Origin of the sequence: Myxococcus xanthus, from assembly GCF_006402735.1 — a bacterium.
Taxonomy (GTDB): domain Bacteria; phylum Myxococcota; class Myxococcia; order Myxococcales; family Myxococcaceae; genus Myxococcus; species Myxococcus xanthus_A.
On the sequence record NZ_CP017174.1, the window covers coordinates 4948813 to 4972727 of the forward strand.

The window sequence follows — 23915 nt, forward strand, 5'->3', positions numbered from 1 at the left end:
AGCCCCCAGTGCCAGGGCTACCCTCCCCGCCTCAACGGGGAGTGCGCTCCTTCGCGCACGGGTGGAAGCAATGATGGATGTGCCCGGCTACCGCATCGGCAGAGAGGTCACTACCGCAGGCGCCTTCCAGCTCTTGCGCGCTACACGCGAGGAAGACGGCGCTTCGGTCATCCTCAAGGTCCCCGACGCTGCGCGGCTCCCCTCCGCCACCACGCGGCTTCGCCATGAGTGGGAGCTGACGAACGCCCTGAGTCTCGACGGCGTCCTGCGGCCCCTGGCGTGGGCCGAAGCGCGGGACGGAGCACCTGTGCTCATCCTGGAAGGCTTCGGTGATGCGACGCTGACCCAACGCCTGTCACACGGGCGCGTGGAACCGCGCGCCGCATGCCGCATCGCGCTGTCGTTGGCGCGCGCCCTGGGTGCCATCCACGAGCAGGGCATCCTCCACCGGGACCTGAACCCCAGCAGCATCCTCGTGGGCACGGATGGCGAGTCCGTGAAGCTCACCGGCTTCACCCTCGCCACGCGCAGACCTCGTGCCGAGGTCGCTCCGCTCGCCCCCGAACGGTTGGAGGGCAGCCTCGAATACCTCTCCCCCGAAGGCACCGGGCGCACCCACCGCAGCGTGGATTCGCGGGCTGATTTCTATTCCATGGGCGTGGTGCTCTACGAGCTGCTCACCGGGCGCCGCCCCTTCGCGGACACGGATGCGCTGGGCCTCATCCACGCACACGTCGCCCTGCCCCCGCCTCCGCCCGTCAGTGTCGAACCCGAGCTGCCCCAGCCCCTGTCCGACATCACGCTCAAGCTGCTCGCCAAGTCCCCCGAGGACCGCTACCAGAGCGCCTACGGGCTCGTGGCGGACCTCCAGCGCTGCCTGGGTGCCCTCGAGGGCCCCGGCCCGGTCGCCGCCTTCATGCTGGGCGCCAAGGACGTCCCCGAGCGCTTCGCCGTCCCCGAGAAGCTCTACGGCCGCGAGCACCCACAGGCGGCCCTGAGCGAGGCCTTCGAGCGCGCCGCCTCGGGCCGCTCCGCCTTCGTGCTCGTCTCTGGCGCAGCGGGCATGGGCAAATCGGCCCTCACCGGGGTGCTCAAGCGGCCCGTCGCGGAGCGCCAGGGTCACTTCGCCCGAGGAAAGTACGACCAGCTTCTCCGCGACACCCCCTACAGCGGCATCTTCGAGGCCTTCCGCGAAGTGGCTCGCGGACTCCTGGGCGGACAGGAGCAGGAGCTGGCTGCCTGGCAACACCGCCTCCTCGAAGCCGTGGGCGGCATGGGCCGGCTGGTGGTGGACGCGGTGCCTCGCATGGCGCTGGTGCTTGGCGACCAGCCTCCCGTCCCGGAGCTGGGGCCCGCGGAGTCGGAGCTGCGCTTCCAACTGGTCCTGCGCAAGCTGGTGGCCGCGCTCGCCACGCGGGAGCATCCCCTGGTGCTCGTCCTGGACGACCTCCACTGGGCGGACAGCACCAGCCTCCAGCTGTTGCGGCTGCTTCTGACGGACCGGGACATCGAACATCTGCTCGTGGTCGCGGGTTGCCGCTCGGAAGAGCTGGGCCCCGACCATCCCGTGGAGTCCCTTGCCCGCGCACTACAGGACCACGGCACGCCGGTCCACCGCATCGACCTGGCGCCGCTGTCGCCCGAGGACGTGACGAGGCTGGTCGCGGACGTGTTCCCTCCCGCCGAGGGCCAACCCGACGCGCAGCTCGACGACCTGGTGCTGTCGCTGACGGAAGGCAACCCGTTCCACGCGGTGCAGTTGCTGCGCACCTTCTACGAACGCGGGCTGGTGCGCTTCGACGCGGACGGCGGTGGCTTCCGGTGGGATGCCAGCGCGCTGCGCGGACAGGACTTCAGTGACGGCGTGGTGGCGCTGCTCACCTCCCGCATCCGCGAGCTGAGCTCTTCCGCGCAGGCGCTGCTGCCCATGGCCGCGGCGCTGGGCCACACGTTCGACCTGCGCGGCCTGGCCATCGTCCTGGAGCGCACGGATGAGGAGGCCGAGAAGGGGCTCGGTGAAGTGCTCCAGGCGGGGCTGGTGGTACCCATCGACGAAGCCGACCTCGACGCTGGGGGCGCGTATCAATTCACACATGACCGCGTGCAGCAGGCCGCGCTCGAGCTGATTCCCGCGGACGTGCACCCGGAGATCCATGCCCGCATCGGCCGGCTGCTCCTGCGGCACACGCCCCCGGAGCGACTCGACGAAGGACTCCCGGAGCTCGTCAGCCACTTCCACCTGGCGTTGCCCGTGCTCCACGACGAGCAGGAGCGTCACCGCGTGGCGGAGCTGGACCTGCGCGCTGGCCGCAGCGCCAAGTCCCGAGGCGCCTGGTCCGCGGCCCTGCGCCTGCTGAGCACAGGCCTGTCGCTACTCGGCGAGGACGGCTGGCGGAAGGACCGGCGGCTCACCTTCGACCTGCACGTCGACGCGGCGGAAGCGGCGTACCTCGCCGCGGACTTCGACCTGATGGAGCGGCTGGCGGCAGCGGCGCTGGCCCATGCGGTGGACGGCGCGGAGGAGGTCCGGGTGCAGGAGGTCCGGCTCCAATGCCTCGCGCACCGGGGTGAGCACTCACGCGGCGTGGACCTGGGCCTGGAGGTGTTGCGCAAGCTGGGTCAGCCCCTGCCCGCGAATCCGAAGCAGCCTCACGTCCTGGCCGCGGTGGCGAAGACGAAGATGCGCCTGAGCCTGCGCAAGCCCGAGGACCTGGCGGCCCTCCCCGAGTGCACCGACCCGCTCCTGCTCGCCACGCTGCGGCTGCTGGTGAAGCTGTCCTCGCTGGCCTTCATGGCCCGCCCGCTGCTCTTTCCGCTGGTGGTGCTCCGCGTGCTCCAGCTCACAATCCGCCACGGCGCCACGGGCGTGGCCGCGTTCGGCTACGTGGGCTACGGGCTGATGCTGAGCGTGCACCTGGGCAACCCCGAGGAGGGCTTCCGCTACGGACGGCTGGCGCTGAAGACGCTGGACCGCTTCCAGGCGGAGAGCCTGCGGGCCATGGTGACCTTCGTCTTCAACCTCTTCATCCGGCACTGGAAGGAGCCGCTGTCCGCCTGCGTCGACGACTTCCTCGCCGCCGCGCAGAAGGGCCAGGAGACGGGCGACATCGAGTACCTCGGCTATGCGTCCAGCGCGGGCTGTGCCACCGCCCTCATCGCCCGGGACGGATTGGCCGACGGTGGCCCGCGCATGGACCGGTACCGGGACATCCTGGCCACCCACCGCCACAAGAACGTGCTCTTCACCGAGTACATGCGCCACACGCTCGACTCCCTCACGGGGGCCTTCACCGGCAACGTGGAGGCTCGCGAGGAGGAGCTGGTCGCGCCGTACCGTCAGCTCGACTACGGCAACGGCATCGCCACCTGTGACGTGCTGCGCACCTTGCGCCGCTGGCTGTGGGGCGATGCTCGCGGTGCGCTGGAGAGCGCCGCGGCGGTGGACGCCCAGGTGGAGCTCATCGCCGGGCAGATCTACCTGCCCTGGTACAAGTTCTTCCAAGGCCTGGCGCTCATGGCGGTCCACCCGACATTGGGGCCGCTGGACCGGATTCGCTCGTCACGGGCCATCGACGCCATCCGCAAGTCCATGCGCGGCTGGGCCCGCATCGCCCCCATGAACTACGGCGCCCGCGCGGAGCTGCTGGACGCGGAGCGGGCCCGCCTGGACGGAGAGGGGGACTTGGCCGCGGATGCATATGACCGGGCCATCCGGCTGGCGCGCCAGTACGGCCTGTCGCTCGACGAAGGCGTGGCCTGCGAGGCCGCTGCACGGTTCCACCTGACGCAAGCCCGCGAGCGCGTGGCCCGCACCTACCTGGAAGAAGCCCGCGCCGCCTACCTGCGTTGGGGGGCCCGCGCCGTCGCGGCTCGACTGGAGCGGGAGCACCCGCGGCTCTTGCCGTCCGCCCCCACGCATACGCGCACGGATGCCCCCACCGAAGCGTCACTGGCCGCGCTGGACCTGGCGTCCGTCATCAAGACGGCGCGCGCACTGTCCGGCGAAATCGTCCTGGGCAAGCTGCTGCGCAAGCTGATGACGCTGGTCATCGAGAACGCGGGCGCGCGGCGGGGCCTGCTGCTGCTGAAGCGGACCGAGGGCCTGGTCATCGCGGCGGAAGGCTCCGTGGACGGCGATGGCGTGGTGCTCGAGGCGCCCATTCCCATGGAGTCCTCCGCGTCGCTGCCGACCTCCATCATCCACTACGTGGTGCGCACCGGAGAGACGGTGCTCCTCCACGACGCCTCGGCGGAAGAACCCTTCTCCGAGGACCCCTACGTCCGCAGCGCCCAGCCCAAGTCACTGCTGTGCAGCCCCCTGTTGAAGCAGGGCTCGCTCACGGGCGTGCTCTACCTGGAGAACGACGCCACGCGAGGCGTCTTCACCCCGGAGCGGCTGGAGGTGCTGCGCCTGTTGTCGTTCCAGGCGGCCATCTCCCTGGAGAACGCCGACCTCTACGCCAGCCTGGAGGAGTACAGCCGGACGCTGGAGCGCCGCGTGGAGGAGCGCACGGCCGAAATCCAGCACAAGAACGCCGAGCTGGCGGACACGCTCACCCGGCTTCAGGAGATGCAGCGCCAGCTCGTGGCGCAGGAGAAGCTCGCGTCCCTGGGCGCGCTCACCGCGGGCATCGCCCACGAGCTCCAGAACCCGCTCAACTTCGTGAACAACTTCTCGAACCTGTCCTCGCGGCTGGCCGGCGAGTTGGAGGAGACGTTGAAGGGCATCGCGGACCGGCTCGACAGCGAGGCCCGCGAGGACGTGCTGGAGACGCTCCAGGACTTGAAGCAGAACGCCCAGCGCATCCACAGCCATGGCAAGCGCGCCTCGGACATCATCAAGACGATGCTCCGGCACTCGCGCAAGTCTGAGGGCACCCGCTCCAAGTCGGACCTCAACCAGCTGGTGCGCGACAGCGTCAATCTGGCCGTGCAGGGCCTGCGCAGCCGTCCGGGCGGCGCCAGCGTGAAGATGGAGACCACGTTGGACCCCACCGTGGGCATCGTGGAGCTGGTGGCCAGCGACATCAGCCGGATGCTCACCAACATCCTCGACAACGCCTTCTACGCCGCGGCGCAACATCAGCATCAGGCCGGCGAGGGCTTCACGCCCCAGGTGCACCTGAGCACCCACCGCGTCGGAACCAAGGTGGAGCTGCGCATCCGCGACAACGGGCCAGGCATCCCCGAGGACCTCCGCGAGAAGCTCTTCGACCCCTTCTTCACCACCAAGCCCGCGGGCGTGGGCACGGGGCTGGGGCTCTCGCTGTGCCACGACATCGTCCAGGAGCACCAGGGCGACATCCGCGTGGAGAGCGCGCCCGGCGCCGGGGCCGAGTTCATCATCACCCTGCCCGCGCCCTGAAATGCGAAGGCCCCGCCTCCCGTGAGGGAAGCAGGGCCTTGGGACACCTGGAGAAGCAAGACGCCGCTAGGCCGTCTTCTTCTCCTTCTCCATGACGAGCTGGGGCGCCTCGTGCTTGGTGATGACCTGCTCGGTGATCTTGCACTCCTTGACGCCCTCGCGGAACGGCACGTCGTACATGATTTCCAGCATGGCATCCTCCAGGATGGCGCGAAGGCCGCGCGCTCCGGAGTGACGGCGCATCGCCTCGCGGGCGATGGCGCGCAGCGCCTCTTTCGTGAAGGTCAGCTTCACCTTCTCAAACTCGAAGAGCTTCTGGTACTGCTTCACCAGGGCGTTCTTCGGCTGGGAGAGGATGATGACCAGGTCCTCTTCCTTCAGGTCGTTCAGCGTGGCGATCATCGGCAGGCGGCCGATGAACTCCGGAATCATGCCGAAGCGCATGAGGTCTTCCGGCTCGGTCAGCGCCAGCAGCTCACCCACGCTCCGCTCCTCGCGGTGGGTGATCTTCGCGCCGAAGCCGAGGCCCTTCTCGCCCACGCGGCGCTTGATGACGCCGTCGATGCCGTGGAAGGCGCCGCCGCAGATGAACAGGATGTTCGTCGTGTCGACCTGAACGTACTCCTGCTGGTTGTACTTCTTCCCGCCGCGCGGCGTGACGTTGGCCCGGGTGCCTTCGATGATCTTCAGCAGTGCCTGCTGCACGCCCTCGCCGCCCACGTCGCGGGTGGCGCTGGGCATGTCACCCTTACGGGCGATCTTGTCGATCTCGTCGATGTAGACGATGCCGCGCGAAGCCTTCTCCACGTCGTAGTCGGCGTTGTGGAGGAGGTTCTGGATGATGTTCTCCACGTCCTCGCCCACGTAGCCGGCCTCGGTGAGGCTGGTGGCGTCGGCGATGGTGAAGGGCACGTTGAGGAAGCGCGCCAGCGACTGGGCCAGCAGCGTCTTGCCACTTCCCGTGGGACCGATGAGCAGGATGTTGCTCTTGCTCAGCTCCACTTCCTCGCCGGTGGGGCCCTTCACGCCCGGACGCGGCCGAGAGGTCGGCTTCTTTTGATAGATGCGCTTGTAGTGGTTGTACACCGCCACCGCGAGGACCTTCTTCGCCTGGTCCTGTCCGATGACGTAGTCGTCGAGGAACGCCTTGATCTCCGCCGGCGTCGGCAAGCTGACCTGGGGCTTGCCCTCCTCGCGCTCGTTCTCGTCCGCGATGATGTCGTTACACAGCTTGATGCATTCGTCGCAGATGTAGACCGTCGGGCCCGCGATGAGCTTGCGGACCTCGCGCTGCGACTTGCCGCAGAACGAACAAGACAGGTTGACGTGGTGCTCCTTCTTCACTGCCGCCTCCGAGTTCGCCGGCTCCGGACACCCGGAGCCTCCTTCGCCGTCCACCGCTCCCCTACCCGCACGGGCTGCCCACGTCTCGAACAGCCGTCAGGCCCACCTTCCACGCGGCCCTGAACCACTATAGGGCCCTCCCCTTCGGGCAGGAAGCCCGGCGGTACAGGCCCGTTGCCGAGCGCACAGCCCCGGCGACGGGTCAGCGTTCAGTAACAGCGGCTCAGGCGTCCGTCACGCCCGAGGCGATGTCCTCGAGGTCTTCAGCCAGGGCGGCTGCCCGCTCGGCGACGGCGTTCGGAATCCGACGACTCCCCGACAGCTCGCTCGCGAGCTTGCGGGCCATCTGTGCCAGCTTCCGCACCTGGGCGCTCTCCGGAGGCGGCTCCGGCGGGGGACGGGGGAAGCGCTCGGCGAACTCCTTCTTCAGCTCGGCCGGGTTCTTCTCCGGGCTCCAGATGCTGTCGCGCAGGGACTTGTATTCAGTGGGCGACAGCTGGCCCCGCTCTTCCGCGTCCGCGAGGACTTCGATGACCTCGAAGGCGGGTGCGCGCTGGGGGAACTCCTGTGCGGTAAGCTCCTCCTCGGGCTCGTGCTTGGTCAGGAAGCTGAACGAGCGGGTGAGCTTCAAGGCGGTCTGCTTCTTGATGTGCAGTTCCTTGAGGCAATAGGCCTCGAAGGAGGGGTAGCCCCACTCCTCGAACTTGGCCTCGTCCCGGACCTGGACCAGGAGCTTGCCCAGCTCGGCCCAGGTGGACTTGAAGCGCTTGGCGGCCGTCAGCACGGTGTGACGGAAGGTTCCCGGCGGGACGCTCAGCGCCTTCTTCGCAATTTCGGTCTCTGCAACGGATGCGGCGGACATGCCCACGGTATCGGGCATGCCCGGGGTGCCGGCAAGAAAGTGACCCTACCCCCGCTTGCCGATGGTGAACGACAGGCCCACCGTGGCTCGCTCGCCTTCGTAGGCGCGGAACGGCCACTTCTGCATCTCCGCCAGCAGGCACTCGTAGAGTGGACCCTTCTTGAACTGGGGGTTGTCCACCCAAAGCTTGCTGACGCGGCCGTCGTTCCCGATGACGAACTCCATGGGGACCTTGGCGTAGATGCCGGGGGTGCGCTCCGCCTCTTCCTTGAAGCAGCGGAAGAGCGTGGACTTGTTGCTGGCCACCACCCGGTTGATGGCGGACTGGTCGAACTGCTGCGTCATCTCCATGCCCTCCGGGTCGGTGGTCACGCTTCCCTGGGGGCGGGGCTTCCGGTCCGCCGGCGCCCGAGTGGTGGAGGCCATGGCCACCTTGCCCGGACCGCTGCTGCCAGTGGCGGGCTTCACGCCCGGCTCGCCCGAGCCCGGACGGCGTGCCCCATTGCCGGGGTACTCGAAGAGCTCCTCGTCATCCACCCGGGCCTGGGCCACGCGGATGGTGATTTCGCCCATCTCGAAGTCGTCCGTCTGGACCTCGCCGCCACCGAACCAGCCGTGGACGGCGGCGTTGCGCGCCACCTGGATGCCGACGATGCCCAGCACCACCACGCCCGCCGCCGCGGCGCCGCCGAGAATCTTGAGGCGCTTCGCGGACTTCGCCCGCTCCACGACGACGGCGGCATCCACGCGGGCGCGCGCCTCCGCCCGGGCCACGTGCACGCGGAAGGCGTCCACATCGGACATGCGGTGGAAGTCCCGCTCTCCAGCGGGCGCCACCAGGGTGTCCAGCGTCAGCTCACCCGAGGTGAGCTTCTCCACGATTTGAGCACCACTGACGGGCCCCAGGACGAGGTCCCCGTGCTTGAAGAGCCAGAGTCCGTCCACGTCCGCCGCAAGGTCTTGTCCAGCCGCCATTTCGCGCGCGAGTATCCCGTGGTTCCCCACACCCAAGCAACGGCGTGCTCCCCTCTACCTCCAAGCGGATTCCCGTCGCACTGTGGATCTGGTACCGCGGCGGAATCTTCCGCGGCTTCCAGCGCCAACCTGAGGGCCCCACCGTCCAGTCAGCCCTGGAAGAGGCGCTGCGGTCCGTGGGGGTGCCGGCGACCCTGATGCCTTCGGGGCGCACGGACCGGGGCGTCCACGCCCGGATGCAGGTGGTGAGCGTCCGGCTGGAAGCGGGTGACTCGGCGGAGTCCTTGGAGAAGCGGCTCCCGCCCTGGTTGCCACCGGGCCTGGGCCTGTGCGGGGTGCGCCGGCCCACGTCCTTTCATGCGCAGTGGAGCGCGAGCGGCAAGGAGTACCGCTACCGGTTCCAGCTGGGTGGGGCCGTGACGCCCGACTGGGCGCCATATGCGTTGGACGTGTCCGCGGAGCCGCTGTTCCAGGCCACGGCGGTGACGCCGGAGCGGTTGGGAGCGCTGCTGCGTTCGGCGGAAGGGACGCGGGACTTCATCGCGTTCCATGAGAAGTCCAGTCCACGCAAGCCGCGCACGCTGGAGTCCGCCACCCTGCACGAGTTGGGCGGTGGGCTCTACGAGGCTCGGCTGCGCGGGGACGGCTTCGCGCGCTACCAGATCCGCTACTTGATGGGGAGCGCGTTGAAGGTGGCCGCGGGGCTGCTGCCGGAAGAGGCGTGGCTCGCGGCGCTCGAGACGGGACAGGCCATGGAGGGCTTCAAGGCGCCCGCTCACGGCCTCGTGCTCTGGGAGGTTCGCTACCCTCCCGGAGTGGACCCCTTCACCGCCGGGGAGCGTCTCCATCCCCCGGGGCTTCCGCTGGAGCCACCCTTCCACATCGGGTGACGCGCGGTGGGGCCCGGACGGCCGCCATCAGTCGACGAGCCGCTCTTCGTACTTCGCCAGCAGATCCGAGATGGCCTCGCGGAGGTACTCGCTCTGACGGATGCGCGTGGTGCGCGACAGGTCCTTGAGGGCGTCGAGCTTCTCGCGGTTGAGCCGGAAGACCACTGAGGTAAGGCGGGGATTCATGTCCATGTGCGCGACCTCCTACAGATGCGCACACATTCTCACAGGTCGGTCTGATCGCAAGAAATTCACTTCGATCCGACCGGGAAGATCCACTGAACCCCGGTGAAGGCTTCGGCGTCTCCGCGCAGGCCCGCGCCAAACCCGAGCGAAAGCCCGAGTCCCCCGAACACCGCGAGCCGCTCGGAGAAGGTGTGTCGCACGCCCAACGCTACGCGAGGCCCCAGCCACGGCCCAGAAAACGGCCTGATCAGCAGGCCCAGATCATAGAAGGTCTGCCAGGACCCATCGCCGTAGAAGTTCCGGAAGCCTCCGGCCACCGATAGATCCGGGCCGCGCAGGCTGCCGCGGATCACCACGAAGACCTCGTCCCCGTCGTAGCCCACGGTCCGGCTGGCCCCGAGGTCCAGGTGCGCGTCCCCGCCCTTCTCGGCGTCGGACTCCGAGCGATCAATGGACTCGGTGTAGGAGGCGCCGGGGCCGAGGATCAGCGAGAAGGCCCGTCGTTCCGCGTACGGCGCGTCCACGTACTCCGCCGCGCCGGCCGCCGCGGGCAGGATCACGGCGCAGGTCCTGATCAGGCCGTGGATGCGGCGTGTCAGGCGGGAAGCCCCTCTGGGGGATGTGGAGTGATCGCGGGCCATGGCGCGGATCCCGTTTCTAACAGGGTCCGAGCTTGGGATGCGCCAGTCCGTGGTCCCCTGCCCTGTCGTGGCTTCTCTGGGCGTTGCTCACGCACGGAATCGGACGCTGAGTTCACCCACCTGCCTTCCACCGGAGCCATGACAGGGCCTGGAGCGAAGAGAGCCAGGCCCCCGCCACGAGCGCATGACGCAGGTGGTTCATCCAGGCCCAGGTCACTGCGGTCTCCACGGCGGCGGCGTTGTCGGGCGACGCCATCAGCCGCACCATCGTGGGGATGAAGTACGAGAAGGTCAGGAGCCGGTCGGCCAGCGCCGCCAGCGCGGCCCCGAGCCACCAGACGCGCAGCGCGCCGGTGGCCTGGGATGCGAAATAGAGACTTGCCAGGGTGAGCAGCGTCAGCGGTCCCGTGGAGACGAAGGCCCAGAAGCGGAGTCCCACGTTGTCCTGCCGCGCGGCCTCCGCGGACCAGTGTCCGCCCAGGGTGTCGAGCCATCGGGGCAACGAGACGCGGTGCTCATAGAGTCCCGCGCCAAAGGCGATGCCCAGGACGACGACGAAAAGCCACAGGACGGTTGCCGCGACGGAATGCTTCAGGTTGATCATGGCGCCAGGATGCGGTCCGGGCTCGTGGCCGTCTTTCGTGCCCTTGCGTCGTTTTTCGCCTTCCTGCGGAGTTCCTGATGAGCCCCCGGCCTGCCCTGCTCGAACAGATTGGTTCGGACGTCGTGCAGTTCCAGGATGCGTCCGCGGAATTCGATGCCACCGTTGGAAAGGTCCTGGCGCTCGGGCGCGCGGACCTCGCGTGCCTGGCGCAGCTTCACTTCGGTGGCCCGACTCCCCTGGGCGCAGTCACCCGCGAAGCCGACGTGGCGCGGCTGGAGTTGGCAGGCTACGTCCAGCGGGAAGCGGCCGGTGGTGGCCAGCGGCTGGTGCTCACCGCGCATGCACGCGAGTGGATTGAAACTTTGTGGGGCCCCTTGCAGGCGGATGGGCACCAGCTCATGGCGGCGCTGCCAGAGGAGCACCTGCGGATCATCGCGGGTTTTCTGAAAGCGGCGAGAGGCATCCAGGACCGGCACGCGTCCCGGGTGGCCAGACTGCTTCAGGAACCGGGGACCTCACGGGCGGCGCGCCAGCGAGGCGGACTCTCCCCCGCCGCACTTCACCGTGTGCAGCTTTACGCGGAGGCGCACCTTGCCGAGCCCATCCGCGTGGGTGAGCTCGCCAAGCGCTCCGGATTGAGCGTCTTTCATTTCACTCGCGCCTTCCGCCAGTCCACCGGCATGACACCGCACGCCTGGGTGCAGCAACGACGCGTGGAGCGGGCGCGCGACCTGTTGAGCAACTCGTCGCTGCCATTGGGCGACATCGCGCTCGCGGTTGGCTTCAGCTCGCAGAGCCACTTCACCACGGTGTTCCGCAGATGCACCGGACTGACTCCGGCTGTCATCCGACGCGGCCAGCGGTGAGGCGCCTGGAGTCAGGCTCCACCCAGCCATCCCCTGTTTGACAGCTTTACTCCGCCTCCGTAGGGTCGTGTCCGTCCCAGGGGGGAGTCATGCAAAAGTTGAGTCTGGCTGCGTGTGCGCTCGCGATGCTGATCGCCGCGTGTGGGGAATCTTCGTCAACCGGGCCGTACACACCGATTCGCGCGACCGAAGGAGTGATGCGTCTGCCATTGGTGTCGACCGCGCCCAATGGCGTCCAGTACCGGCTCGTGGGGGCGGTCTTCGTCATCACTGGGACGGAGTCGCTCACGATCACGGATACGTCACCGGACACGCTGATAGTGCCGTTGGTGGCCGGAACCTATTCCATCCAGCTTGAGGGTGATTGGCACGTCGAACGCGTGGGCACGCCATCCGAGGTCGTGCCAGTGCAGCTGATTTCTCCCAACCCGATGGCGTTCTCCCTCGCGGAGCGGGACATGCGCGAAATTCGATTCCTGTTCAAGCTCCCCGCGGACGGCAACGCAAACGTGGGCATCACCGTCGATGAGGGTGGTTGGATTACGGGCACCATGCGATTCACTGATCATTGGCCACGAGACCCGCCCAGTGAGTACGCCGAATTGGTCGGGCAGGAGGTGCCATTTACCATCAGCTTCGAATTCGCCTACCTGAGTCGCAACTACTGGCGAGGACTCTCGGTGGCTACGAATGAGCTCGTCGTCCAGTTCGGGGGCCCCTACTCCGCGCTGCTGCATGATCATATCGCAAGATATCTAAGCGGTGACACAGCCAGATTCGAGTTGAACCGAGGCGAATCGAATCTCATCTACTTCGACAACTTCACGACGATGGGAATGAGCACTACAGGCAATACCCCGTACCATCTGCAAATGACTGGGCGACACCTGTTCCGAGGAGTCTTGGACTCCGAACAAATTCCTGTCAGCCAGCCGTTCCCGTTCACCACGGAAGTCACTCTTCAAAGATACGACACCTCTGAAGGCATGCTCCGTGGAGTCGCGACTGGTACCGGCACGACCCAGTAGTGGGAATCGAAGGGCACGTTTCCGGGATCCGCGCTGCCGCATCGAGCAAGCCCCTGTGCTTGCGCCTTGACCTGAGTGCATGGAGGGGTTGTTCTGACTCCATGCACTCGGGAACCCTGAGATTCGCCGGATTGTTTCTTGTCATGGCGGCCTGCGCCACCCGTCCCGCGCCCGTCATTCCCGCTCCTTCCTCGATCCCCGTCGTCGTGACGGCTCCCAGGCCGCTCCTCACGGTGTTCCGCCTCGAACCGGATGGGACAAGCGCTGAGTTCGGGCATTTGCCACCAGGGCCCGAAGGCTTCACCCCACCTGACACGGGCAACTGGTACGCAGAACCCTTGCGCCCCGTGCGTACCGAAGCGGAGGCTCGCGAAATCGCCGCCGTGTTGCGCGCGCATCGCGTGCCCGAATTGTCCTTTGGCGCTGTCGGAGTCCCAGCCCCCGGGCTGCTCGCGGCCCTGCTCCAGGAGTCCGGTGTCGTCGCGCTTCAGCTGTCTGGCACGGACTTCGGCAATGCGCACCTCGCCTCGCTGGAAAACGCAACTCAGCTCGAGGCCCTGCACCTCAATGCCACCCGGGTCACCAACGCGGGGCTGGCTCCTCTCAAACGAATGCAACGACTGGCAGTGCTGCGGCTGGACGAAACGCCGGTCTCCGACGCAGGCCTTGCGTCGCTGTCAGAGCACACCACCCTGCGTCGAGTAACCCTCGCCGGAACAGCCATAACCCCCCAGGGACTTGGATTCCTCGCGAGGCAACCGGGGCTGGAGGAACTCGACCTGTCGGATACCGCGGTGGACGACACCGTCCTCGCAGTGCTGCCAAGCGCCCCGTTACACACGCTCAACCTCAGCGGCACGAAAGTCACGGATGCAGGCCTCCGCGGCCTCAACACCATGCCCTCCCTTCGGCGGCTGGGCCTTGCGCGTACCGCTGCCTCAGACGCCAGCCTCGCGCACGTCGCGGAACTCCGTGAACTGGAAGCCCTCCACCTGGGCAACACCCAGGTGACGGACGCTGGGTTGCTCCACCTCGCGAAACTGCCCGCGCTTCGTGCGCTGGTTCTCAGCAAGGCGCGAATCCGAGGCGCAGGACTTCGCCACCTCGCGGGCCTCTCTCGACTGGAAGCGCTTCACCTCGACGACACGCGAGTGGGCGACGCAGCGCTGCGCCATCTTCGAGGACTCAACGAGTTGAGAGAGCTTGACCTCTCGCGCACGGCCATTACGGGCACGGGACTTCAAGAATTGAGCACCTTGGTGGCGCTCGAATCACTCTGGCTCTCAGGGCTCGCGCTGACGGACGATTCCCTCACGGCACTCGCACCCCTCAGCCAACTGACTCGACTCGCGCTCAGCCACACGCCGATTGGCCCGGAGGCACTGAACAACCTGGGTTCCCGCCCACTCCTGCGACACCTGGACTTGAGCAAGACCGGGCTCACTGACGAATGGGTGCCCTCCATACGGCGGGCCTTTCCCGGCCTCCATTCATTGAAAGCCGAACGCACCCTCCTCACGGACGTGGGGCTGGGCCAGTTCGCCGAATGGACAGAACTGGAGGCAATCCATGTCGCGGGGACTCTCATCAATGGCTCTGGCCTGACGAGCCTGCACACGCTTGCCCGACTCACGACGCTCGACCTCGGCGCGACGAGGTTGGACGCAGAGGGCCAGAAAGCGCTCCAGGGTTTCACGAGCCTCGTCTGGCTGAGCGTCGCCGGCGTCCGCACCGGCGACGAGGTGCTTGGCCACCTTCCCAGTTCGCTCCGCACGCTCTACCTGACGCGCACGAAGGTCACCGACGCCGGCCTTCCAGCGCTGCTCAAGCTGCCACGTCTCAGGGAGCTCAACCTGCGAGGCACCGCGGTCTCCACGGAGGCCAGGGATGCCCTGGCACGGGAGCGCGGCATCCACCTCATCACCGGGCTGTGAGCCGCTCCCCAAGCCTGGTGCTCATCGCCAAGGAGACGCGGCTCAGCTCACCACGGGCAGCGGGAACCCTTCCGGCTTGCCCGTGGCCCCCAGCCGCGCGACGCCCACCGCATCATTCATGCGGCCCGAGCGGAACGGCTCCAAGTCCAGCGCCACGAACTTGAACCCCAGCGCCAGGAACGCGGTGTTGATCTTCTGCCGCACGTCCGCCGCGAGGAAGCGCTCGTACTCCTCCGCCGCCACCTCCAGCCGCGCCACGTCCTGGTGGTACCGCACGCGGAACTGACGGAAGCCCAGCTTGCGCAGCTCCGACTCCGCGGCGGCGATCTGCAGCAACCGGTCCCGCGTCACCGCCGTGCCATATGGAATCCTCGACGCCAGGCACGCCATCTGCGGCTTGTCCCACGTCGGCAGCCCGAGCGACTGGCTCCACGCGCGGATCTCCTCCTTCGTCAGCCCCGCCTGCGCCAGCGGCGACACCACCTGGTGCTCCTGCGCCGCCTTGTGCCCGGGCCGGTGGTCCTTGAAGTCGTCCGCATTGAAGCCGTCCAACACCACCGCCAGCCCCAGCGACTTCCGCTGTGCCTCGCAGATGTCGTACAGCTCCGTCTTGCAGAAGTAGCAGCGATTCGTCGGGTTGGCCGCGTACTGCGGATTCGCCAGCTCGTTGCTGCCCAACACCACGTGCCGGGCGCCCAACCGCCTCGCCAGCTCGCGCGCCTCGTCGGCCTCCTCTGGCGCCACGGACGCGGACAGCGCGGTGAGCGCGAGCGCCCGGTCGCCCAGCTCCTCCACCGCCACCTTCAGCACGAAGGTCGAATCCACACCTCCGGAGAACGCCACCAGCGCGCTGCCATGGGCCCGCAGCGCGGCGCGCATCACCTCCAGCTTGGGGCGCGACGACTCACACAGGGACTGGATCCGCTCGGGGCTCAACATGAAGCTCTCCTAAAACCAAAGGGCCCCGGATTGCACGCGCCGTTGCGCGGCAACCTGGAGCCCCTCAGGAATGAAACCCAGGCCCGGAAGCCCGGCCGCCTAGCGAGCCTTCCGCTTCGCGGCCTTCTTCGCCGCCGGCGCCGGCTTGCCCACCCGGGCCGCGCGCGTGGCCGGACGGGCCTTGGCACCCTTGTCCGCCTTCGGCGCCTTCGCCGCGGGCTTGGACTCCTCGGCGCGACGGGCCTTGGCGCCGCCCTTCTCGGCCTTCTCTGCCTTCTCGCCCTTGGCCGGCAGCGGGTTGGCCTTCATCTTCTTGCCGGTGATGACCTTCAGCTCCTCGGTGCTCATGTAGCCGAGGTCCAGAAGCGACTGGAAGATCTTCGCCGCGCCGTCCTCCACCGACTCCACGTCGGAGTGGATGGTGACCTCCGGCGAGTTGGGCGGCTCGTACGGCTCGGTGATGCCGATGAAGTTGGGGATCTCCCCGTTGAGCGCCTTCTTGTAGCGGCCCGTGCTGTCGCGCTCGATGAGCTTCTCGGTCGGGCAGTCGACGTAGACCTCCACGTAGCGACCGATGGACCGGCGGTTCTCCTCACGGCCCGGCTTGTACGGGCTCACGCAGGGAACCAGCGCCGCCACACCGTTGCGCGTCAGCAGGTTCGCCACGAAGCCCAGCCGCTTCACGACGGTGGTACGATCCTCCTTGCCATCCCCCAGCCCCGCCCACAGCGCCTCGCCGAGCTCACCCTCGTCGAGGATCTCGACGTTGCGGCCCACCTGCCGCAAGCGCGCGGCGATGTAGGCGGCGGTGGTGCTCTTCCCGGTACCGGACATGCCGGTCAGCCAGAGGGTGAAACCAGTGTTGGAGGCCATATGGGTCGTCTACTCCCTGCGTCCGGAGCACTTCTTGCAAGCTCGTAGGGACGCCGCAGATCCAGAAGATGGACGCGGTTATAGACGAAAACCCGGCCACTTGACAATTCGCGCCCACCTTTCCGCAGGTGGGGGTGACGGGCACCCAAGTGCCTGCTCAGACAAGGCTTTTTCGTTTCTGCAATGAACTTTTCAGCTCGCTCGTGACACGAAGTTTCCCGCACGCCACTCATACTCCGACACGTAGTGAACACAGCCGCGGTGTATGGATCCAATGAGATAGGAAACATTGGGGAGCAACGGACGCCCCTCAGGAGCCGCCCGCAGCAGGTCCTCCTGGGAGAAGGTCGCCGGTGCATCCACATGCGAGTGGAACACGCACACCACTCGCTCTGACCGTGCATCCGCTTCGATGCAGACGGCCAGCCACTCCTCGGGTGCGAAGGCGTACGCCACCCGCGGGTTTCCGGCGGCGTTGCGCAAGGGACGGCTCCGCAGGCGCCCTGTCCCTTCCTCGCGGAGGAGCACCCCACAACCCTCGAACGGATACGCGGCCTCCAGGTGCCTCCCCACCTCGGTGAGGATGTGCTCGGGCCAGTGACTCACTGCGCGCCAGGCGCCTCACGGCCCGCGCAACGTGAGCACTTTCGCAGCGCCATCTCCTCCACGGTTCCGGGCGCCACCAGCCACCGGCCTCCCAGCGCGGGGCCCAGGCCCAGCCGCAGCCGCTGGAACACGAGCGCCCCCAACGTCCCCACGGCCACGCCCAAAGCCCCATCCGGGGGCGAGCCCAGGTGCCGCACCGTCTCACCGAAGCACCAGAGGCACCCCTCCGCGCTCCGGAAGACGACGGCGGCCCGCATGCCATCGCCCCCCAGGGCCACCCAGGGCGCCTCGCCACTCCACGCCGCGGGCAGCTCCGCGACCAGCCCTCCGCCGTGTCCTACCGCGCCGGCGTCCGGGTTCAGCGCGGGCACCTCGCGGGCCAGCGCCTCCGTCACGGGCAGGCCGACGTCATCAGGCCCCATCAGGAAGCCCGGCGCCCAGGGCCCCAGCGTCAGCGAGCCCGCGCCCGTCACCGGCGTGCCAGCTCCCGCCAGGTACGCCGCCGCCGTCAGCCCCGACGCGCCGATGCCATCCAACCGCGCCGTGCCCGCGAGCAGGGACTCCTGGCCGCGTCCGCCCACCTCGCGCAGGAGGATCTGGCGGGAGTAGCGCAGGATCTGATCTTCACGCAGCGCCATCGCCGTCAGCCTCCCGCCATGGCGGGGATGAGGGTGATGCGGTCAGCGTCCTTCACCGGCGTGTCCAGCCCGTTCAGCGCGCGGATGTCCTCGTCGTTCAGGAACACGTTCACGTAGCGCCGCACCGCGCCGCGCTCGTCGAACACCCGGCCGCCAATGCCCGGATGGCGCGCGTCCAGGTTGTTCAGCACCTCGCGCACGGTGGCGCCCGGGGCCGTGACTTCCGCCTGGTTGCCGGTGAAGCCCCGCATGGGGGTGGGAATACGAAGGGTCGCCATGGCTCACTCACCTGCCCTGCTTGCGGAGCACCAGCCGGTGCGTCCCGTCCGGGAGCGCGTCCAGGGACACGACTTCGTGGCCCTCGTCGCGCGCGTTGCGAGGCACGTTCTTCAGCGGCTCGGTGCCCCGAAGCAGCACCTCCAGCAACGTACCCTGCTCCAGTGATTCCAACTTCAGCTTCGTCCGCACGTAGGTCATCGGACAGACCTCGCGGGTGATGTCCAGCGTCGCCTTCATGTCGCGCACACCTCCGGAGACTCAGGGTACGCGGGGATGGCCGTGACGCGGCAACCCTCGCAGTCCGGCGCCCGCGCCACGAGCGTCCTCCGCCCCAGGAGCGACACGGCATCCAGCACGTGCAGCGTGGCCTCGCCCTGCCCACCTCGCGCGGCGCCCGACAGCAGCTCCAGCGCCAGCAGGGCCTGCACCGCGCCCACCAGCCCCGCCAGCGAGCCGAGCACCCCCGCCTGGGCACACGTGGGCACCGCGTCCGGCGGGGGCGGCGCTTCATAGAGGCAGCGCAGGCACGGCCCACCCGGGTCCACGCGCATCGCCTGTCCCTGCATGCGCAGCACCCCGCCATAGACGAGCGGCACGCCCGTCAGCACCGCCACGTCCGACAGGAAGAACTTGGTGGCCACGCCATCCGTGGCGTCGATGACGGCGTCGTGCGCGCGAAAGAGCCCCTCCGCGTTGCTCGCGTCCACGCGCTCGGTGAGGGCCTCCGTGCTCAGGCCGGGAAAGGCCCGAGCCAGGCCCGCCGTCGCGGACTCCGCCTTGTTCCGGCCCACGTCCTCACTCCGGTGCCAGAGCTGGCGCGGCAGGTTCGTCACGTCCACGCGGTCTGGATCCGCCAGCGTCAGGTGCCCGACGCCGGCCTGGGCCAGCGCCAGTGACGCCGGGCATCCGAGCCCGCCAGCCCCCACCAGCAGTACGCGCGCGCGCTCCAGCCGGGACGCATGGGGAATTCGGGGATGGTGGTCTGTACCATGGCCATGCATCGGATGACTGCTCCACGCGGTCGGAAACGAATATGGTGGGGCCGCCTGCGTACCACCATGCAGAAGGGCGCAGGTGTCTCTCCACCGTCCCGCGTCCGCGCGGCCCCCACCTGCCAGGACATATGAAAAACCTGACCGGCGTGCTCGTCTTTTCCGCTGTCCTCTTCCTGGCTCCTGGCTGCACCCGCAAGACAGGCGAGGCCCCGGGCCCCACCGACGCCTCCGCCGCGACGGACGAAGCCGCGCGCACCGGCGCCAGCAAGGGGGCCCTGAGCGCGGAGGACGCGGGCTCGGGCAGCACGACGCGCGCGGCCCAGGAGGCCTGCGTGGACACGTGGCTCCAGAAGCAGGGGCTGGACGCGTACGGCAACCCGGAGGGCAGCATGTACGCGGGCGGCACGCCGCTCTTCAACGAGCGCACGGGCGAGCAGATCGACCGGCTGGACTTCATCTTCAAGAACAAGCCCGAGGCACGCCAGGCGTGCTCGGGTGACGCCTCCACGGAGTAACGCGGCGCTTCCTCCCGGCGTGGGGCCTGCCCCCTCGCCCTCCAGAAAGCGAGGCGGGCCACCTCCGGGATTCCCGGCCCCCCGGTTGCTCCCGTAGAGTACCGGACGAATGGATTCCCAACTCGCATTGAGCGAGGAAACGCCTGCCAACGACCTGCGCGCCCGGGTGCGCAAGGTCCTGGAGCGCCGCAAGCTGACGGACAGCGTGTCGGCGGAGCAGGCGACCGCCTCGTGGGAGCAGGACCGCTTCGTGGCCCGGGCCCGCGCGCTCTTCTACGCGCGGATGATGTTCCTCACCTTGGGCCTGCTCATCCTCGCGGTGCCGGCCTGGAGCGGCTACTTCGGCCTCACCGGTCCGTTCTCCTTCGTGGGCTACTTCGCGATGCTGCTCTACAGCGTCGCCAACCTCCTGGTCATCGACCACCCCAAGGCCGGCCGCTGGGTGACGTACATTACCCTCTGCCTGGACGTGACCATCAGCGTGGTGCTCATCGCCAAGCCGCACGTCGGCGGCGGTCTCCAGAGCCCGCTGCTGGCCACGCAGCTGCTCTTCACCACGCTCTTCGCCATCCTCTTTCCCAAGCCGCTGGCGATCCTGCCGCCGCTGCTGGCGCTGCCCATCACCACCCGGCTGGACCTGCTCCTCAACCGCTCCGTGACGGCGGTGGAGCTGCTGACCCTGCTCTGGTACCTGGCGCTCAACTTCATCATCGTCTACGTGCTCGTGTACCTGAACGAGCGCGAGGCCGCCGCGCACCGCGAGGTCGTGTCGCTCCAGGGGGACCTCAAGGAGCTGGCGGTGGTGGAGGAGCGCAACCGGCTGGCGCGGGAGATCCACGACGGCCTGGGCGCGTCCCTGTCGTCGATGATCATCCAGTCCGAGTACATCCTGAACCTCGCGCGCGAGGAGGGCCTGCGCGGGGAGATCCGCGAGCTGAAGCTCACCGCCGAGGAGTCCATCGAGGAGCTGAGGCGCAGCCTGCGGATGATGCGCGAGGACTTCGAGCTGGCACAGGGCCTGGAGGACTACGCGAAGACGTTCCGCGAGCGCACCGGCCTGGACATCCGCTTCGAGCGCACCGGGCTCCAGCGCAAGCTGAACCCGGACGCGCAGCTGGCGCTGTTCCGCATCCTCCAGGAGTCGCTGTCGAACGCGGTGAAGCACGCGGAGGCCAAGGGCGTCCAGGTGCGGCTCGACTTCAGCGAGGACCGCGTCAACCTCGTCGTGCGCGACGACGGCAAGGGCTTCGACCCTTCCCGGACGCCGCGCGGCCACTACGGCCTGTTGAACATGCGTGAGCGCGCCATGAAGCTCGGTGGTCAGCTCATCGTGGACTCGTCACCCGGCGCTGGCGCCCAGGTGGCATTCTCCCTTCCCTGTCGCCCGTCATGACCGGAGCTCCCGTGGACGCCCCGCAGCCTCCCGATTCGCCGCCCATTCGCGTCTTCGTGGTCGAGGATCAGACGAAGATCCTCAAGAACCAGCTCCGCCTCTTCGAGAACCACCCGGAGCTGGACATCATCGGCACGGCGCTCTCCGGTGAAGCCGCGCTGGAGGAAGTGCCCAAGCTGATGCCGGACGTGCTGCTGCTCGACCTGGGCCTGCCCCGCATGAGCGGCATCGACGTGACGCGCGAGGTAAAGGCGCGCTTCCCGAAGATTGAAATCCTCATCTTCACCATCTTCGACGAGGAGGACAAAGTGCTGGAGGCCGTGAAGGCGGGCGCCTCCGGCTACCTGCTCAAGGGCGCCCCGGTGGACAAGATCATCGAGGCCATCAAGGAGGTCCGCGCGGGCGGCACTGTCATCCAGCCCAACCTGGCCCGCCGGCTGCTCCGTCACTTCCGCGTGGAGCCCGACGCCAGCCCCGTGGCCTCGCCGCCCTCCGCGCCGGAGCCGTCGGCCAGCGACTTGCCCCAGGAGCCCCTGCTCAAGCCGCTGTCGGACCGCGAGCGCGAAATCCTCCAGCTCATCGCCAAGGGCGTGTCCAACAGCGAGGCGGCGCGCCTGCTCGACCTCAGCAAGGCCACCATCCGCACGCACCTGGAGCACATCTACCGGAAGCTGGAGGTCACCAACCGCGTGGAGGCCGTCACCGAAGGCATCCGCAAGGGCCTCATCTCCGTCTGAGCCGGAGCGCCCGCGCTCAGCGCCCCGTGGAGACCGCCGCGCCCGGACGCTCCGCGGCGGCGGCCTCCATGACCAGGTCCGCGTACCGGTTGACCGGATCTCCCGGCTGCGTGCCGTCCCGGTAGTAGAAGGTGTAGTCGTCCCAGGCCTCCGGCCGGGCGTCGTTGGAGAACATCCACAGCGCCCCCGCGCCGACGCCTTCCTTCCGCATGCACTCCAGCCAGCCGCGATAGAGCGCGCGCCGCTGTGACACGTCGAACGTGCCTTCGTTGCGCAGCCCCAGTTCGCCCACGAACAAGGGCTTGCCCAGGTTCCGGGCGATGGCGGCGTGCTCCCGAATCCACCGGGCGCCGGCCTCGGCCGTGTCGATGCCGCCCAGGCCCCAGGACTCTGGATAGAAGTGCACCGACGCGAAGTCGATGTACGGGGACGCCGTGTTGCGCGTGAAGCTGGCCCCCGGCGTGCGGAGCACCGGCGACCCGGAGCGGGACCAGAAGCCAGGGTCGTACCCGTCGGGAGAAGGCTCGAAGCCCTCCTCCCCCGTCCCCACCAGGTGGCCGGGCGCGTGCGTCTTCACCTCGCGCGCCACGTCATCAATCCACGCGCGCAGTCGCGCCCCTTCCTTGTCCAGCCCCCGTCCCCGCGGCTCGTTGAGCAGCTCCCAGGCCAGGACGGCCGGGTGGTCGCCGTAGCGGATGCCGTCCACCGTGTTCACCCGGTTGAGCAGCCGCGCCACGTGCGCCTTGTAGTGCGCCACCACCACCGGGTCGGTGAAGAACCGGGCATCCCCTTCCACGGGCCGGGGGAGGCCCGCCCACTCCACGTACTGGCGCGCGCCCCCGTACGCATCCCAGTAGTTCCCCAGCGTCAGCACCAGGCGGACGCCATGGAACCGGGCGCGGGTGAGCACCCAATCCAGGCCGACCAGGGCCACCTCGTCGTACTCCAGCGGCGCCACCTGGATGGCGGTGTCCCCCACCTTCGACAGTGCGTCGTTGTGTCCGTTGGTGCGCAGCGCGCGCACGCCCAGCGCGGAGGCCTTGGCGAGCACCTCTTCCAGCACCGGGGACTCCGCCGCCCCCCGCCGCGCGTCCCGGGTGGCCTCTTCCTGTAGGAAGTAGGCGTTGAGCACCATGGCGCCGGACGGCAACCGGTCCAGGTGTTGCGCCGGGCCGCCCGAGCAGCTTGCGGCCACCGCCTCCAGCATGACCGGGTCCCCCTCTCCGCAGGCCCCCAGGAGGAAGGCGACGGCCGCGGAGGCAGTGGAGGTCCGGCGAGAAAGGGGCATGCCTACATGGTAACGACGCCACGCGCTCCACGCATCGGTCCCGAGGACTGGGCTAGGTTCGCCGCCATGGACCTCAGACTGGAAGGCGTGTCGAAGACGTACCCCAACGGCACCCGTGCGTTGCAGGGTGTCAACCTCACCATTCCGCGCGGAATGTTCGGGTTGCTCGGACCGAACGGCGCCGGCAAGTCCACGCTGATGCGCAGCATCGCCACGCTGCAGGACGTGGATGCGGGCACCATGACCTTCGACGGCATCGACCTGCGCCGGGACAAGGACCGGCTGCGCGAGGTGCTGGGTTACCTCCCACAGGACTTCGGCGTGTACCCCAAGGTGACGGCCTGGGACATGCTGGACCATCTGGCCCAGCTCAAGGGCCTGGCCCAGCGCGGCCCGCGCCATGACACGGTGAAGGCGCTCCTCCAGAAGACGAACCTCTGGGAGCATCGCGACCGGCGGCTCGGTGGATTCTCTGGCGGCATGAAGCAGCGCTTCGGCATCGCCCAGGCCCTGCTCGGCAATCCCAAGCTGCTCATCGTGGACGAGCCCACCGCCGGGCTCGACCCCGCCGAGCGCTTCCGCTTCCACAACCTGCTGGCGGAGATCAGCACCGACGTGGTGGTGCTGCTGTCCACGCACATCGTCTCCGACGTGGCGGACCTCTGTCAGAACATGGCCATCCTCGCCCAGGGGAACGTCGTGGCCAGCGGCCACCCGCTGAAGCTGGTGGAGTCCCTGCACCAGCGCGTGTGGAAGCGCTTCGTCACCCACCAGGAGGAACTGGACGCGCTCATGAAGCAGTTGGAGGTCATCGCCGTGCGGCGCGTGGCTGGCCAGCGACTGGTCCACGTCTACGCGGAGTCCCCGCCAGAGGGCTTCGAGCCCGCCAGCCCCGACCTGGAGGACGTCTACTTCCACGCGCTCGCCCGGGCGACCAAGCAGTCCTGAGGGCACGCC

23 protein-coding genes are annotated in these 23915 nt (G+C 68.4%); 9 read left to right on the top strand and 14 right to left on the bottom strand.

The genetic code is table 11. The features are described 5' to 3' along the window. Nucleotides 1-70 precede the first annotated feature (70 nt). A complete protein-coding gene (locus tag BHS09_RS20345; RefSeq protein WP_140798648.1) occupies nt 71-5365 on the top strand; it encodes a trifunctional serine/threonine-protein kinase/ATP-binding protein/sensor histidine kinase in 5295 nt (1764 codons plus the stop codon). A gap of 66 nt (nt 5366-5431) precedes the next feature. On the opposite strand, the gene clpX is transcribed toward BHS09_RS20345, so the two are convergent. From clpX to BHS09_RS20360, 3 genes are all read right to left on the bottom strand, one after another. Continuing rightward, the gene (gene clpX, locus BHS09_RS20350) at nt 5432-6709 is read right to left on the bottom strand and encodes an ATP-dependent Clp protease ATP-binding subunit ClpX (RefSeq protein WP_140792358.1); all 1278 of its coding nucleotides are present in this window, start codon (nt 6707-6709) and stop codon (nt 5432-5434) included. A 223-nt stretch (nt 6710-6932) separates the two neighbouring features. Then, entirely contained in the window at nt 6933-7589 is a 657-nt protein-coding gene (locus tag BHS09_RS20355; RefSeq protein ID WP_140792360.1) for a hypothetical protein, read from the bottom strand. Between the two features lie 27 nt (nt 7590-7616). Then, nucleotides 7617-8546: an AgmX/PglI C-terminal domain-containing protein gene (locus tag BHS09_RS20360; protein WP_174259309.1), complete on the bottom strand. Its 930-nt coding sequence runs from the start codon at nt 8544-8546 to the stop codon at nt 7617-7619. Nucleotides 8547-8590: 44 nt separating this feature from the next. Between BHS09_RS20360 and BHS09_RS20365 the strand changes: the two genes are divergently transcribed. Continuing rightward, nucleotides 8591-9436 carry a tRNA pseudouridine synthase A gene (locus BHS09_RS20365; protein ID WP_140798649.1) on the top strand — a complete coding sequence of 282 codons (846 nt, stop codon included), beginning with the start codon at nt 8591-8593 and terminating at the stop codon, nt 9434-9436. 27 nt (nt 9437-9463) lie between these two features. Here BHS09_RS20365 and BHS09_RS20370 read toward each other — a convergent pair whose 3' ends face one another. From BHS09_RS20370 to BHS09_RS20380, 3 genes are all read right to left on the bottom strand, one after another. Next, complete coding sequence (locus tag BHS09_RS20370) at nt 9464-9628, bottom strand: ribbon-helix-helix domain-containing protein (RefSeq protein WP_011554065.1); 165 nt, start codon at nt 9626-9628, stop codon at nt 9464-9466. A gap of 59 nt (nt 9629-9687) precedes the next feature. Further along, nucleotides 9688-10263: a hypothetical protein gene (locus BHS09_RS20375; protein ID WP_140792366.1), complete on the bottom strand. Its 576-nt coding sequence runs from the start codon at nt 10261-10263 to the stop codon at nt 9688-9690. Between the two features lie 112 nt (nt 10264-10375). After that, nucleotides 10376-10867, bottom strand: coding sequence for a DUF1772 domain-containing protein (locus BHS09_RS20380; RefSeq protein ID WP_140792368.1), 492 nt, complete (start codon nt 10865-10867; stop codon nt 10376-10378). Nucleotides 10868-10944: 77 nt separating this feature from the next. Here BHS09_RS20380 and BHS09_RS20385 point away from each other — a divergent pair, with 77 nt between their 5' ends. The 3 genes from BHS09_RS20385 to BHS09_RS20395 all read left to right on the top strand — a co-directional run bounded on the left by BHS09_RS20385 (nt 10945) and on the right by BHS09_RS20395 (nt 14695). Further along, nucleotides 10945-11733, top strand: coding sequence for a helix-turn-helix domain-containing protein (locus BHS09_RS20385; protein ID WP_140792370.1), 789 nt, complete (start codon nt 10945-10947; stop codon nt 11731-11733). An 89-nt stretch (nt 11734-11822) separates the two neighbouring features. After that, nucleotides 11823-12761, top strand: coding sequence for a hypothetical protein (locus tag BHS09_RS20390; protein WP_140798650.1), 939 nt, complete (start codon nt 11823-11825; stop codon nt 12759-12761). A 101-nt stretch (nt 12762-12862) separates the two neighbouring features. Then, nucleotides 12863-14695: a leucine-rich repeat domain-containing protein gene (locus BHS09_RS20395; protein WP_237079713.1), complete on the top strand. Its 1833-nt coding sequence runs from the start codon at nt 12863-12865 to the stop codon at nt 14693-14695. Between the two features lie 42 nt (nt 14696-14737). Here BHS09_RS20395 and larE read toward each other — a convergent pair whose 3' ends face one another. The 7 genes from larE to BHS09_RS20430 all read right to left on the bottom strand — a co-directional run bounded on the left by larE (nt 14738) and on the right by BHS09_RS20430 (nt 19031). Continuing rightward, nucleotides 14738-15634, bottom strand: a complete 897-nt coding sequence (larE, locus tag BHS09_RS20400; protein WP_140798652.1) for an ATP-dependent sacrificial sulfur transferase LarE — start codon at nt 15632-15634, stop codon at nt 14738-14740. Nucleotides 15635-15733: 99 nt separating this feature from the next. Next, the gene (gene cysC, locus BHS09_RS20405; protein ID WP_140792378.1) at nt 15734-16507 is read right to left on the bottom strand and encodes an adenylyl-sulfate kinase; all 774 of its coding nucleotides are present in this window, start codon (nt 16505-16507) and stop codon (nt 15734-15736) included. 192 nt (nt 16508-16699) lie between these two features. Beyond that, nucleotides 16700-17113, bottom strand: a complete 414-nt coding sequence (locus BHS09_RS20410) for a M67 family metallopeptidase (RefSeq protein WP_140798653.1) — start codon at nt 17111-17113, stop codon at nt 16700-16702. After that, a complete protein-coding gene (locus tag BHS09_RS20415) occupies nt 17110-17751 on the bottom strand; it encodes a ubiquitin-activating E1 family protein (RefSeq protein WP_140798654.1) in 642 nt (213 codons plus the stop codon). The genes BHS09_RS20410 and BHS09_RS20415 overlap by 4 nt, the downstream gene beginning before the upstream one ends. Before the next feature lie 5 nt (nt 17752-17756). Beyond that, nucleotides 17757-18029 (bottom strand): ubiquitin-like small modifier protein 1, encoded by a 273-nt coding sequence (locus tag BHS09_RS20420; protein ID WP_140792384.1) that lies wholly within the window; start codon nt 18027-18029, stop codon nt 17757-17759. A gap of 7 nt (nt 18030-18036) precedes the next feature. Continuing rightward, the gene (locus BHS09_RS20425) at nt 18037-18276 is read right to left on the bottom strand and encodes a sulfurtransferase TusA family protein (RefSeq protein ID WP_140792386.1); all 240 of its coding nucleotides are present in this window, start codon (nt 18274-18276) and stop codon (nt 18037-18039) included. Next, a complete protein-coding gene (locus BHS09_RS20430; protein ID WP_140792388.1) occupies nt 18264-19031 on the bottom strand; it encodes a HesA/MoeB/ThiF family protein in 768 nt (255 codons plus the stop codon). Before BHS09_RS20430 ends, BHS09_RS20425 begins: the two co-directional genes overlap by 13 nt. A gap of 122 nt (nt 19032-19153) precedes the next feature. Between BHS09_RS20430 and BHS09_RS20435 the strand changes: the two genes are divergently transcribed. From BHS09_RS20435 to BHS09_RS20445, 3 genes are all read left to right on the top strand, one after another. Beyond that, a complete protein-coding gene (locus tag BHS09_RS20435; protein ID WP_237077273.1) occupies nt 19154-19540 on the top strand; it encodes a hypothetical protein in 387 nt (128 codons plus the stop codon). A gap of 109 nt (nt 19541-19649) precedes the next feature. Beyond that, the gene (locus tag BHS09_RS20440) at nt 19650-20933 is read left to right on the top strand and encodes a sensor histidine kinase (protein WP_140792392.1); all 1284 of its coding nucleotides are present in this window, start codon (nt 19650-19652) and stop codon (nt 20931-20933) included. Continuing rightward, nucleotides 20930-21670 (top strand): response regulator, encoded by a 741-nt coding sequence (locus BHS09_RS20445; RefSeq protein ID WP_140798655.1) that lies wholly within the window; start codon nt 20930-20932, stop codon nt 21668-21670. The genes BHS09_RS20440 and BHS09_RS20445 overlap by 4 nt, the downstream gene beginning before the upstream one ends. A gap of 16 nt (nt 21671-21686) precedes the next feature. Here the strand turns inward: BHS09_RS20445 and BHS09_RS20450 are convergent, their stop codons facing one another. Continuing rightward, nucleotides 21687-22958, bottom strand: a complete 1272-nt coding sequence (locus BHS09_RS20450) for a glycoside hydrolase 5 family protein (protein WP_140792396.1) — start codon at nt 22956-22958, stop codon at nt 21687-21689. 66 nt (nt 22959-23024) lie between these two features. Here BHS09_RS20450 and BHS09_RS20455 point away from each other — a divergent pair, with 66 nt between their 5' ends. After that, nucleotides 23025-23906: an ABC transporter ATP-binding protein gene (locus tag BHS09_RS20455; protein ID WP_140792398.1), complete on the top strand. Its 882-nt coding sequence runs from the start codon at nt 23025-23027 to the stop codon at nt 23904-23906. Nucleotides 23907-23915: the final 9 nt, after the last annotated feature.